The sequence below is a fragment of the Moorena sp. SIO3B2 genome, from assembly GCF_010692525.1.
Classification (GTDB): domain Bacteria; phylum Cyanobacteriota; class Cyanobacteriia; order Cyanobacteriales; family Coleofasciculaceae; genus Moorena; species Moorena producens.
In genome coordinates this window covers 1-11,989 of the sequence record NZ_JAAHHE010000195.1, presented here as the reverse complement: position 1 = coordinate 11,989, position 11,989 = coordinate 1, and the positions used below count along the sequence as shown (strand labels likewise).

The following is an 11,989-nucleotide window of genomic DNA, read 5'->3' as shown; positions in this document are numbered from 1 at the left end:
ACACAATGAGCAAAAATGCTATATGTAACAGTTTTCTCTCCCATGAGGAAGGGATCCCCCTAAATCCCCCTTAATAAGGGGGACTTTGAGGCTATGAAGCGTACCTCATCAATGGGATCAACGCGCTTATAACATTTCTCATAGTAATGAAGTACACAAGATTTTTTCCCTCTTGCCTATTGCCTATTGCCTATTGCCTATTGCCTACTCCCTACTCCCTGCTCCCTACTCCCTACTCCCTGCTCCCTACTCCCTATTCCCTATTCCCTGTTCCCTATTCCCTTACTGTCCAATCAACAATTACCAATAAATAATCATGTTACCAGCTATTACGATTACCACGGAAGATATTTTTAACCAAGTTAAACTAACCTGCCAAATCCCTGACATGATTGAAGGGATTGTTACCCGCAAGATTATTGCGGCTACTGCGGAAAGTGCTGGCATCGGTGTAGAAATTGAAGAGCTTCAAAAGGCAGCAGACCAATTCCGGTTAATGAACAAACTTGAGAATTCAGAAGACACTTGGGCATGGCTGCAACAACACAGTATGTCTTTAGATGATTTTGAAGAGATAGTGTATACTAATTTGATAGCTGGTAAGGTAGTTCAACATCTGTTTGCGGATAAGGTTGAACCCTATTTCTTTGAACATCAGCTCGATTATGCTGCTGCAGTGATTTACGAAGTCGTTTTAGATGATAAAGACCTAGCCATGGAACTGTTTTATGCCCTGGATGAAGGGGAGACAAGTTTCTATGAGATTGCTCACGAATACATCGAGGATATTGAGTTACGGCGCTCTGGAGGATATCGGGGAATAGTTAAGCGTCAGGAGTTTAAGGCGGAAATTTCTGCTGCTGTCTTTGCTGCTGAGCCGCCACAGTTGCTGAAGCCGATTGTTAGTTCTAAGGGAGTGCATCTAATTTTGGTTGAGGAGATTGTTAAATCGGAATTGGATGAGAAGTTGCGGTCTGAGATTATGTCTGATTTGTTTACTGGGTGGTTGAAGGGAGAGATTGAGGAAGTTGAAGTTGTTAAGGAACTTGAAGCCAGTAGCCTAAGTTCCCATTTATAACTACAACTTTTAAATTAATACTGACTGTACTAGCTGGGGGGGCGACAAGCCGCCCCAAAACAAAGCAGGAAGGTAAATCCCCGTGCATAGGCTCCAAAAAGATGAGAGAGTGTGAATGGTTTGCACATTTGTTAATTAAATAATGAATCTCCTGCCGGATTTCTATTCTGAACATCTCCAGAAACACTTTAGTAAACCTCAGTATTTACTGCTAGTTATCTTGATACACTTATTACCAAATATACAAACAGTTAAATTAGCATCACTCGCGAGAAGTTTTCCCTATCCGATTCTGGAAAGAAGTAGAGTCAAGAAAATTCAACGTTTTTTATCACTACCACAATTGAATGTCAAAACTGTGTGGTTTCCGATTGTCTCAGATTGGATAGAGCAGCAATGGAATCCTGGGGAAGTAATTCATCTTGTTATCGATAGAAGTCAATGGCGAACTATTAATTTAATGATGGTAAGCGTGGTGTATCGTCGTCGTTCAATTCCCATCAATTTTACACTTTTAGATAAGATTGGTAATAGCAATTTAAGCCAGCAACAACAAGTATTATCCCCAGTATTAGAGCTACTTTATAAGTATAAAGTAATCGTGTTAGGAGACCGTGAATTTTGTTCTGTTGAGTTAGCCAGATGGTTATCAGTAGAGCAACAGGTCTATCTGAGCCTCAGATTAAGAAAAAGTACATATGTGGAACTAGAACCTCAGATTTGGTTTCAATTAAAACAGTTAGGATTAGCACCGGGTATGTCACTATATTATCAAGGAATTAAGGTTACTAAAACTAAAGGATTTGGTGGTTTAAATCTCGCCGCGAAATCTAAGAGAAATTATCGTGATTCATCCAGTACTGACCCTTGGTATCTGTTAACTAATCTTGGGAGTTTATCTACTGCTGTTGATGCCTATAGTCAACGTATGGGTATTGAAGAGATGTTTCGTGATTTCAAGAGTGGCGGTTATAATTTGGAGGATACCAGAGTCAACAATCAACGATTAACTTCTCTAATTTTATTGATTTGTTTATCCTACACTATCGCTACTCTCACTGGAGAAACTATCAAGCAAAAAGGGGTCGCTAAATATGTTACTCGTCCCACAGAAACTCATAGAACTTACTCCAGACATAGTAGTTTTTCGATTGGCTTGCATGGTCACAATTGGGTCAATCAAATGTCTTTTTTGCCAGAACTGATTCAAGAATTACTACGGTTTTCTCGCCACAAATCATCCTATCATCTCAAAGGCATGAGGGCTATTTCCTTGATACAGTCTGCTTTGTAGGGCGACTTGTCGCCCTTACAAGGGTATGTTTTTAAGATTCATCCAGGGGCAGGAGGAAAATCGGGACTAAATCTGCCTGTAGGTAAAGGCATGCCCTTAATCGCAGATGCCAAAATTCTTAAAAATCCTCGTCTGAAACAACTTAAAAATCGAGTAGAATTAGTTTTTGGCAATAAAATTTGCTTTTCATGGATGCTCGGATTTTCCTTGGTCTCGGCGGAGGAGCTCATTTGCTCCAAAGGAGGTAAGCTACTTGCTGGCAAATTAGCTTCGGCCTCTCCACCAATACTGACTAAAAATAAAGTAGCAACAGCAATGGCTAACCAGAGACGTTCTGCGCGTTGAGGGTCATTCATTTTAGTGTGATGCCAACCAAAACCACCTCGTTTGATATCCTTGAAAAGACATTCAATCCAACTGCGCATACCATACCAACAAATTTGTGCTTGTTGAGGACTCAAATCTGTTACTATTAGCCAAGGATCGGCATACCCACAATCCCATTGAGCTAAAAGAGTGCAAGACAGACTGTTGGTTTTAAAACAAGTTACCTTTCCACTCCAAGATTGCCCCACTTGAGTAATTAATCCTGAAAGAGGAACAAATTGTTCCTGTGGTGAGGATTGATAATATCCTTGATGGTTAATACGCATAAATGGATGCCAACCCAATTGTTCAATCGCTTCATACAACCAATCAGCGTATAAACCTCTGTCTGTAGTGACAATCACCAACCAGTCCGAAGGAACACCCTCTTGAAGAGAATCTAAGAGTTTGAGCCAGTAGGGTTTCCAACTGCCTTTTTCGTTTGCTCTGAGTATTTTCCAAGCTACAGGGATTCCACAACCTCGATAAACCACACTAATAACTAATAAAGTAAAACGCTGACCTAATGTAGAAGCATCCGCAGCTAATACTAAACTTTTTTCCTCTGATGACCACCAACTTAATATCCAGCTTAACAATGGTACAAAGCTATTTTCGACCTGGATTTCCCTTCGTTTTCTTCCGTTTTTATCCACCCTACCATTGTACCACTGCCTTAATCTTTCTCGGATCGTGTTCTCTGGTTGCTCTAGAATTTCCCCCAAAAACACAACCGCAGTAGATAAACCACAATGATGAGTCATGGCAATCGCAAAGCTCCACATTCCTAATACTACTGCTTGTGGTTTACTTAAATGAGGCATTTTTTTGATAACCACCCGTAACCATTGTTGATAAGCAATTGGACGATTTTTGTTCACAGGGAATTGCTCTAACTCGGCGTTAATGCACAATAGTTATTTTACTGTTATCAAACACATTTGATAAATTTCCTGTTTCTGACTACTATTTAATTTAGGGAGCTCCGTCCCGGGCGCTGGTAAGTCATGGTGCCGCCAGTAGAAAACCACCTGGGTAACGCCAGTCTACAAAATGAATTTCAGTACTCCAACAGTTGCTCTGTGTTACTATCCCCAAAGTTTCCAAGTCAATAGTTCCCCGACCATTACACATAATTTTCAAGTTGGTACAATATCTCAGCCCCTGACGCTTCGGGGATGGCCACTACCAACAGTAGTCAGAAACACATTTTTCCAAGAAATATCAAATCCTTTCTGAGGTTTGGGTTTCAAAATGTGTTTCTTAATAGCTATCGCCCCATCAGGGGATAGCTATTAAGAAGAAGTAGTCACTTAATGATTTTTTTTTAATACTCAAATCCTTGCTGGGGTTTGGGTTTCAAAATGTATTTCTGTTGAATAATACCTAGGCGAATGCCGAAATCTTAAAAACATACCCTTGAAAGGACTTGTCGCCCCCCCAGCTGTACTAGTTTTCATGTCTAGTTATTAATTTACTGTCACACCGTTGCTTACATCCAATGGTGTGTAGATATCTTCAGAGCCAGGATTGAGGTAGGGACGCTCTAGGTCAATACCCATCTGCTCAAAGTGTTGAATTATATATTTCATTCGATTTTCTGGAGATTCGTCACCGTTTTGATGGGCTTCCAGCAAGGCATTGGCAATAATTTTGCAGCGGTTCATTCCAAAGGTTTCCTTATCTGCAAATAACAGTTGATAAGAAGGGTTTTCTCCTAATCCAATCCCAGGGGCAATTGCTTTAGTGAATATAGGAACTTGAGGTTGAAAGAGAGATTCAATTTCTGAGTAAATATTTTGTATTATTAGTCTGAATAGTTTATAGTTAATCCGGTGAAACTGAAGCATACCTGAATCATAACGCTGATAATTCAACGGATTATGTAAGACTTTGAATACAAAGGGCATTTCAACTTCATTCAACTGTGTTGTCAGATACTTCATCAGGATAACTGCCGCTTCAGGAGCGAAATTGAAGTAAGCCAATACTACCTGATTCTCAGGATCTTTCCAAAGACTATAATCAATGTCTCCGTCTCCTGTTGCTGTATATAACTGCCTCTCAATACCACCAGCAGGTGTCCATACTGAAACCAAATCATTTACGGAAGCTGATTGCTCTTCTAACTTAAGATAACGCTCTGGTCGAATGTGAATAGTAATACCATCGTATTTTACAGCAAGACTACTATCATCCTCCTGTTTCACAACACGGTAGTCTGAGTGAAACCAACCTTTGCTGTGATTATTTTTTTCTAGTTCTTGGTAGAATTCCCAATCTACTTCTGCGGAAGCTATCTGTTTTAAAAGTTGCTCATTCGTTTTAATTGCTTGACTAGTTTTTTTAATTAGTGACCCTTCGTAGTAAATTCTATAGATTAGCTCCATTAACTTTAACTTGAAGTAGTTATGTTGAATTTCAGGCGACATTTTTTTTAGTTGCCAAATTCTAGCCGTAGGAACTTCTATAGGCGAAAATTCATCATGACTAATATGAAGCTTGGAATAGTCTAGTCGAACATTACTAACAATGTTAGGCAATATTTGTAGTAATTGCATAATAGTTATTCTTCAGAAGTTTGTAGAGATTTAAACCTTCAATAAATCTGTTATAATTCGGTGACGCCAAAAATAGATATTAAGGATTTTTCTGGTTTGCACAATAAGCTTTTTGCTACTTGAAGCATACAAATTTCTTGATTAGTGAAATCCTTGTGATACAGAATATTTTCGACAATTTTATAAATTAAAGCCAGACCAGCAAACTGAATAACTCGCTTGATAAAATCAGAACGTTCTTCTAAAACCTTTGAGAAAGTCTGCATGTAAGTCTGGATCATAACCACCATTGAAGGACGAATGACTTCCAAGGGAATTGTAGCTAGTTGTAGAGATCGCTCTAGTTTAATAGCAGGATGCACAGCTATACTGTTAAGCCATAGCAGCAAATAACCAGCGATCGCTGTTCCTAGATCGCAAGCTGGATCTCCCCAATTCCATCTTTCCCAGTCAATTAGCTGAACCAAATTCTGATGAGAATATTCATATAATCGCTGCTCCCACTGTCTAGGTATTAAAATCTTGTTTAACTGAAGATTATTGTGGGTTATGCAGCAGCGTTGATGATGAGATACAAGATATTTGACTGTTTTTATCAAGTTCTCATCCCGTTGATAAAAGTAAAAAAATTTAAATCCCTCTGCCGGAAGTTTAAATAAACTTTTATGCCAAACTCTATCTAAAAGATATTCCTGGTAAGGAAATTGGTATAAATAATTATTGTTGTCCTTAAGATCCTTCATTAAATTTTTGTATTCATCTTGAAAATTCACAGTTTCAAGATGTAGCTTTCCTAAGGATTTTCCCACTAATTCAGCTACTGAAGTTGGAAAAGCTTGACAAGTTTTACCATAACTTTCTGAGCTGAGAGCTTCGTAATAACTTTCTAAAGTTATATAATCAGCAGCAGATTTATAAACTAGTATCCAATTGTCCTGATTAAAATGAACAATTTCTGGTAGCAAGGATGAAGTGTTAACCAAATTAGGATAAAAAGTCACTAGTTGATAAATATGCTGTTCATGAAAAATCAAATTACTACTATGATGAATACGATAGGCAGGTTCTTGCTTAACAACTAGTTTGCTCCCATCTGCTAAATTGAGTAACCAGTGGGAATTTTTACTATACTGAATTACGATTTTAATATCTAATAAATCTTGCTTTGTGCATATATTTTTATCAATTAAATAATTCAACAAATTATAGTGATTTAGATAATTTACCATAAAAAATATACTTACTTAGTGAGTAATAAATTTTCAAAAATAGTTATTTTCTAGTAAAAGGGTTTATTTTTATAAGCCTTTTTACTAGAAAATAACTTAATTGATAGACGCTAATGGATATGAAATTTTATGCTACTGCGACTTTGTCTTTTTTGTCTTTATCATCCATTATGACACTCACACTTAATGCTGTATAAACTACTTAATGCATCTGTAGCAAATTTTTGACCACCAACGATATTAAGTTCGTCATTGCTTAATTCATTGATGAAACTTTCATCATCCGTAAATAAATCAGCACCAGCAGGTTTGATGTCGTTAACTTTGATGTTAGCCATTTGGGTTTTTCTCCAATAATGAATGTGTGTTCTTGATCAGGAATCAATTAGTAATTTTTGATTCCTGTTTTAATCCTATTCAATTTAATTTAGTTTGTCTAGGATTTTTAGAGCTTATTGATGCTAAACCAAAAACACTTTTGTCACTAAATTAAATGTAGCTATCTGCTGATAAACCTATTCATAGCTCACAATTTACCTATACCAGTCTTCTGATAGTTAACTTGTCTCTAATTTAGTGAATCAACTAAAACAGTTATGTCCACAAAACTATTCGAGCTGATAAAAACAATAAAAAATAGTCCAAGACTACTCTTGGACTACAAGACTAAGAGGTTTAACCTCCCTGAACTATGCCACTAGTGCCAGGTATCGAAACTGGTGCCACTCCTGCTGCAGGAAGCTTGACACAAGGCTGAAGGCTAGAGAGCTGAAGCCCTTTTGTGTGTGATTACTCCCTGTACTCAGCTTAAGCTATCGGCTCAACAAGGATCTGGAATGACGATAATGATAACAGGTTCAGCGAAATCTCCTGCATAAAAACCCCCTGCTACTTTAAGTTCGTTGTCTTGGAGATCTTTGATGAAACTTTCAGTATCAATAAACAATTGAGCACCAGTAGGCTTAATATCATCAATTTTGATGTTAGCCATTTTAGTTTTTCTCCATTATGTGTGTCGTTGACTAGGAATCAAGTAGTAACTTGTGATTCCTATTTTTATACTATTAAAATTATTTTTTATCTGCCTATTATTTTTAGAGTTTATTGATGCTAAATCAAAAACATTTTTGTCATTAAATTAGATGTAGTGATCTACTGATAAACTTAGTAGTAGCTCAGGATTAACCTATAAATCACATTGACTATTATTCTGATAGTTAATTTCTCTCTAATTTACGCAATAAACTAAACTAGTTATGTCCACAAAACTAGTGGAGCTGATAAAAACCATAAAAGAAAGCCCAAGATTACTCTTGGGCTACAAGACTAAAATTATTTTACACTAGGTTTTAGGGAGTAGGTAGCAGGGAGTAGGGAGCAGGGAGCAGGGAAGAGGCAAGAGGCAAGAGGCAAGAGGCAAGAGGCAAGAGGCAAGAGGCAAAAAATAATGTGTACCTCATAACTGCGATAAACGCTAGATAAGGAATTTCGATTTAGAGCCGCCTTGGACAATAAGGTGAACTTCCATGGGAAATGGTTCCATCTGGACAGAAAGTTACAATCCATCGGTCTGTTTGAATCACAAAAGGTTCAAAAAAAATTCCCCCAGCAGTTTTCTCAGCTTCACTGTCGGTAACTTCTACCAATTTTTTCGATTCTGCAAAAAGTTCAGGAGAAGTAGGCTGTAAGTCATAAATATTGATAGTAGACATTGGAAATCTCCTTTGTGATTTAATTCTAGCAAGTCTTATACCCATGAGGTACAAATTTATGGGTTTTAGGGAGCAGGGAGTAGGGAGCAGGGAGCAGGGCGTGTTTTAAAAGTTTTCCGCAAGATTATGATCCCCCCCAGCCCCCCTTAAAAAAGGGGGGAGCCATACTCAAAGTCCCCCTTTTTAAGGGGGATTTAGGGGGATCTCAGAGGCAATAAGACACGCCCTAGGGGTGGGTTAATCTTGCCTATTTCCTATTCCCTGCTCCCTATTTAAAGAGTGAATTTTAGTTTTGTCCGACTACTTATATATTGTTGGGAAAATCGTGTGTTCCCTTGTACCCAATAAAAATTCCACTATCCTCAGAAAGACTGGATTTCGTGGAAATAGTCAGATGATCTACTGCCCATTCAACTGCATTCTTTACCCAATCCCACAAGGCACCTCCTTGAATGTTGAGTTGCTCATCTTCTGTTAGTTCTTGGCAGTGATCTTCTGCTAAGACGAATTCAAGGGAGATAGATTTTAGATCGGAAATTTTAATGTTAGCCATTTTTAATTTTCTCCTAGCTCAATTTATCCGAATTGTTGAGATATATCTAGCAATAAAATCTCTTTGAGACTCTAGTTTAGAGCTTTTAATAATAAGCTTGTGGAAAAAGTGACGGTTTTTCGTTCTTGATAACTTACCCTATAAAGTAAGGTATTAGAGGGTGCATATCAAGGCATAAAATTAGCCAAAAATTCCCACACTTACCGCGCCGCCGCCCCACACCTTCTTTCTTTTTTACAAATATGAGATGCACCCGGTATTGTAGGGCTTTGTTGATGGTGCTAAATAGCTTGGTTGATTAAACTCCTAAGAAACACATTTGGTAGCTTTGTCTTAGGAGTAAATATTCAGTCGATAATTTCTCTGGTGACAGCAGCAGCTACTCCCACGCAAGGTTGTGAACTTCGCACCGCAGCCGCTGCTCCTTGAGCGATCCAATAGGTCCAAACTATTCCACCATAAACTGCGAGTTCATTTTCCGACAAATCGATCAGGTAGCTTTCAGAATCAGCAAACAAGTCAACACCAGCAGGTTTGATGTCAAGAATGGTGATATTAGCCATTTGATGTTTCTCCAATGAATCTGTGTTTTTGAATCAGAATCAATTAATACAGCAGTTTTCAATGGGTAAGATACTTTCTTCCTGGATTTTGGGGAGTAGGTCAGAGTAACCTAGCCTCTTCCCTGCACTCCTAGGCAGGGAAGAGGGAAAAAATCCTGTCTACCTGATAGTTATAACAAACGCTGTCTAGTGTTTATTTACTTTAAACAACACTATATATAGTACTCAGGAAATTAGATGCGTTTTCCCTGCTTTTTCAGCATAGTTAATTCAATTAACTATGTCTAGAGTTTTTTTAGTTAATTGGTGCTAAAAATAAAACAGTTTTGTCATAAAATTTAGATAGTGCTAGCAACTATACGACTTGTGAGGTACACAGTTTCTGGTTTTTAGGGAGCAGCGAGCAGGGAGTAGGGAGTAGGGAGCAGGGAGTAGGGAGTAGGGAGCAGGGAGGAGGGAGCAGGGAGTAGGACAAATATCCTGTGTACCTAATCCCTGTATTTCTAATTTATGGAATAAACTAAAATAGTTATGTCCATAAAACTAGTGGAGCTGATAAAAACTATAAAAAGCTGATGGCTGACAGCTGATGGCTGATAGCTGTTCGCGTAGGGCTAATCGCTTACGTTTTTATTAACCCTAAAAGTACCCAAAAAAAACTTTTTTAAAACCCTTGACAACAATAATTATAATCATTACAATAATCATTGTAAACTGAAATGAAATTTTTTATGATGTCACAACAATTCAAGCAAAACTTCAAGAAACAACCTGCTCATCAAACTCTCAAAGGTTCTCGTGAAGCAGTAATTTATAGTATGCAGATGCTGTATGCCCTAGGCTATGCAGAGATAGCTGAATGGACGCCTCTGGAACCCACTGAAGTTCCAGGGGAAGTTGTCACTACAATAACCAAGTATTGGTTGTTGCCATAACACCTTAATTTCTGGGGGGGTTTCCCCCCTGGCCAAGGTTTTGGTCTGGTTTTGTAGCGCGGCCCTTGGCCAATCAGATCAGAGGAGGTTAGGTTTGCTAATTTTGTGACATAAAAAATTGGAATAGCCGTGGATAGTATTTCTACGGCTATTTTTTTTTGTTTTTGTTATGGAAATCGGGAATCGGGAATCGGGAATCGGGAATCGAGAATCGGTAACAGGGGAAAAATACTGTGTACCTGATAGTTATGAAAAAGGCTGTATCTCTTTTAGGGAGTCAACTACAACAGTTATGTTAACAAAACTGTTGGCAGTGATAAAAACTATAAAAAATAGTCCAAGAGTAGTCTTGGACTAAAAGAATAAAATTATTTTCTACCAGTTCGACGAAGGGGAGACACGTTTGGATGAGATTGCTCACGAATACATCCAGGATAATGAATTACCACGCTCTGGATGATATCGCGGAATAGTTAAGTTTCAGGAGTTTAATTCAGAGATTTCTGCTCTTGTTTTTCCTGCTGAGCCGCCACAGTTGCTTAAGCTGATTGTAACTTCTAAGGGAGTGCATCTGATTTTGGTTGAGGAGATGGTTAAATCGGAATTGGATGAGAAGTTAAGTTCTCAGATTGTGTCTGATTTGTTGAGTGAGTGCTTGAAGGGAAAGATTGGCGAAGTTGAGATTATGACTCAATTGCAATCAAATTAGAATCAATTATACTTTCTAAACCAATTTATTGGCGTTACTTAGTAATGGAATGATTTTAATAATTTTGTGGAATGACCATCTTGCACTTTATTGATATTTTCATATCAGCAGAATGGCCACCTTCTATTCATTCCTTGATTCAGCAACGCCAATAAATTTAATAATGTTGGTTTATTGTGCTGCTTTAACTAATTTTCTTAATTGACGTAATTCTCCTTTAGAGCAACCGGTAACGCTATTAACAGAACCATCACCGTTAAATACTGCACTACAGTCACCACCTTTGATCGAAGTAATTTCCTTGTAATCTTGTGTGAGTTCATAAAGATGACTTTTAGTAGGAGTGATATCTTGGATAACAATATTAGCCATTTGATTTTTTCTCCAATAATTAATCTGTGTTTTTAATCAGGAATCAATTAGTATTTTTTTATTCCTGTTTTAATCCTATTCCAATTAATTTTCTTTGTCTAGTATGTTTAGAGCTTATTTATCTCTAAACAAAAGTAGTTTTGTCCCGAAAATAGATGTAGCTATCTGCTGCTAAACCTAGTAATAGCTTACAAGTCAGCTATTAATTACCTTGACCACTATTATTCTAGTTAACTTCTATCTAATTTTGTTAATAAACTAAACTAGTTATGTCTATAAAACTAGTGGAACTTATAAAAACTATAAAAAATAGCCCAAGACTACTCTTGGACTAAAAGACTAAAATTATTTCTACCTAGGTTTTAGGGAGCTAAGGCCGTGGGCCAAGCTTTCGGCAAAGCCGAAAGCGAAAGGAGCAGGGAGAGGGGAAGTAGTAAAAAATCCTGTGTACCTAAATCGTAATGATAATTGCTATATATCTAAACACTGATAAATATCTTCAGAATTGGCATTCAGATAAACACGCTCCAAGTCAATCCCCAGCCTAGAAAATTGCCCAAGGATAGCCTTCATCCTTCCTTCAGTGGAATCATCCCCTTGATGCCAAGCTTCCAACA

Annotated in this window: 14 protein-coding genes; 5 read left to right on the top strand and 9 right to left on the bottom strand. The window is 37.7% G+C overall.

Annotation, left to right across the window (positions count from 1 at the left end):
* Window positions 1-146 precede the first annotated feature (146 nt).
* The 3 genes from F6K38_RS27145 to F6K38_RS27135 all read left to right on the top strand — a co-directional run bounded on the left by F6K38_RS27145 (window position 147) and on the right by F6K38_RS27135 (window position 2,372).
* Window positions 147-314 carry a hypothetical protein gene (locus F6K38_RS27145; protein ID WP_287294059.1) on the top strand — a complete coding sequence of 56 codons (168 nt, stop codon included), beginning with the start codon at window positions 147-149 and terminating at the stop codon, window positions 312-314.
* A 2-nt stretch (window positions 315-316) separates the two neighbouring features.
* Entirely contained in the window at window positions 317-1,078 is a 762-nt protein-coding gene (locus tag F6K38_RS27140) for a peptidylprolyl isomerase (protein WP_287358193.1), read from the top strand.
* A gap of 142 nt (window positions 1,079-1,220) precedes the next feature.
* Window positions 1,221-2,372, top strand: coding sequence for an IS4 family transposase (locus F6K38_RS27135; protein ID WP_287358191.1), 1,152 nt, complete (start codon window positions 1,221-1,223; stop codon window positions 2,370-2,372).
* Window positions 2,373-2,410: 38 nt separating this feature from the next.
* Here F6K38_RS27135 and F6K38_RS27130 read toward each other — a convergent pair whose 3' ends face one another.
* From F6K38_RS27130 to F6K38_RS27095, 8 genes are all read right to left on the bottom strand, one after another.
* Window positions 2,411-3,619, bottom strand: coding sequence for a transposase (locus tag F6K38_RS27130; protein ID WP_287358189.1), 1,209 nt, complete (start codon window positions 3,617-3,619; stop codon window positions 2,411-2,413).
* A gap of 588 nt (window positions 3,620-4,207) precedes the next feature.
* Window positions 4,208-5,299, bottom strand: coding sequence for a T3SS effector HopA1 family protein (locus F6K38_RS27125; RefSeq protein WP_287358187.1), 1,092 nt, complete (start codon window positions 5,297-5,299; stop codon window positions 4,208-4,210).
* 50 nt (window positions 5,300-5,349) lie between these two features.
* Window positions 5,350-6,498, bottom strand: a complete 1,149-nt coding sequence (locus F6K38_RS27120; protein WP_287358184.1) for an aminoglycoside phosphotransferase family protein — start codon at window positions 6,496-6,498, stop codon at window positions 5,350-5,352.
* 191 nt (window positions 6,499-6,689) lie between these two features.
* Window positions 6,690-6,866, bottom strand: coding sequence for a hypothetical protein (locus F6K38_RS27115; protein ID WP_287358182.1), 177 nt, complete (start codon window positions 6,864-6,866; stop codon window positions 6,690-6,692).
* A gap of 482 nt (window positions 6,867-7,348) precedes the next feature.
* Window positions 7,349-7,519: a hypothetical protein gene (locus tag F6K38_RS27110; RefSeq protein WP_287358179.1), complete on the bottom strand. Its 171-nt coding sequence runs from the start codon at window positions 7,517-7,519 to the stop codon at window positions 7,349-7,351.
* 502 nt (window positions 7,520-8,021) lie between these two features.
* A complete protein-coding gene (locus F6K38_RS27105; protein ID WP_287358178.1) occupies window positions 8,022-8,240 on the bottom strand; it encodes a hypothetical protein in 219 nt (72 codons plus the stop codon).
* 304 nt (window positions 8,241-8,544) lie between these two features.
* Window positions 8,545-8,793 (bottom strand): hypothetical protein, encoded by a 249-nt coding sequence (locus F6K38_RS27100; RefSeq protein WP_071104253.1) that lies wholly within the window; start codon window positions 8,791-8,793, stop codon window positions 8,545-8,547.
* Between the two features lie 347 nt (window positions 8,794-9,140).
* A complete protein-coding gene (locus F6K38_RS27095) occupies window positions 9,141-9,356 on the bottom strand; it encodes a hypothetical protein (RefSeq protein ID WP_287358176.1) in 216 nt (71 codons plus the stop codon).
* Window positions 9,357-10,090: 734 nt separating this feature from the next.
* Between F6K38_RS27095 and F6K38_RS27090 the strand changes: the two genes are divergently transcribed.
* Window positions 10,091-10,291 carry a hypothetical protein gene (locus F6K38_RS27090; RefSeq protein WP_287358196.1) on the top strand — a complete coding sequence of 67 codons (201 nt, stop codon included), beginning with the start codon at window positions 10,091-10,093 and terminating at the stop codon, window positions 10,289-10,291.
* 169 nt (window positions 10,292-10,460) lie between these two features.
* Window positions 10,461-10,649: a hypothetical protein gene (locus tag F6K38_RS27085; protein WP_287358173.1), complete on the top strand. Its 189-nt coding sequence runs from the start codon at window positions 10,461-10,463 to the stop codon at window positions 10,647-10,649.
* A gap of 522 nt (window positions 10,650-11,171) precedes the next feature.
* Here F6K38_RS27085 and F6K38_RS27080 read toward each other — a convergent pair.
* The gene (locus F6K38_RS27080; RefSeq protein WP_287358170.1) at window positions 11,172-11,372 is read right to left on the bottom strand and encodes a hypothetical protein; all 201 of its coding nucleotides are present in this window, start codon (window positions 11,370-11,372) and stop codon (window positions 11,172-11,174) included.
* Window positions 11,373-11,989 lie beyond the last annotated feature (617 nt).

Coding starts and splice junctions, on each gene's coding strand:
- F6K38_RS27115 (WP_287358182.1), bottom strand. CDS start 6,866: ATGGCTAACATCAAAGTTAACGACATCAAACCTGCTGGTGCTGATTTA.
- F6K38_RS27110 (WP_287358179.1), bottom strand. CDS start 7,519: ATGGCTAACATCAAAATTGATGATATTAAGCCTACTGGTGCTCAATTG.
- F6K38_RS27140 (WP_287358193.1), top strand. CDS start 317: ATGTTACCAGCTATTACGATTACCACGGAAGATATTTTTAACCAAGTT.
- F6K38_RS27135 (WP_287358191.1), top strand. CDS start 1,221: ATGAATCTCCTGCCGGATTTCTATTCTGAACATCTCCAGAAACACTTT.
- F6K38_RS27080 (WP_287358170.1), bottom strand. CDS start 11,372: ATGGCTAATATTGTTATCCAAGATATCACTCCTACTAAAAGTCATCTT.
- F6K38_RS27145 (WP_287294059.1), top strand. CDS start 147: ATGAAGTACACAAGATTTTTTCCCTCTTGCCTATTGCCTATTGCCTAT.
- F6K38_RS27105 (WP_287358178.1), bottom strand. CDS start 8,240: ATGTCTACTATCAATATTTATGACTTACAGCCTACTTCTCCTGAACTT.
- F6K38_RS27100 (WP_071104253.1), bottom strand. CDS start 8,793: ATGGCTAACATTAAAATTTCCGATCTAAAATCTATCTCCCTTGAATTC.
- F6K38_RS27090 (WP_287358196.1), top strand. CDS start 10,091: ATGTCACAACAATTCAAGCAAAACTTCAAGAAACAACCTGCTCATCAA.
- F6K38_RS27125 (WP_287358187.1), bottom strand. CDS start 5,299: ATGCAATTACTACAAATATTGCCTAACATTGTTAGTAATGTTCGACTA.
- F6K38_RS27085 (WP_287358173.1), top strand. CDS start 10,461: ATGGAAATCGGGAATCGGGAATCGGGAATCGGGAATCGAGAATCGGTA.
- F6K38_RS27095 (WP_287358176.1), bottom strand. CDS start 9,356: ATGGCTAATATCACCATTCTTGACATCAAACCTGCTGGTGTTGACTTG.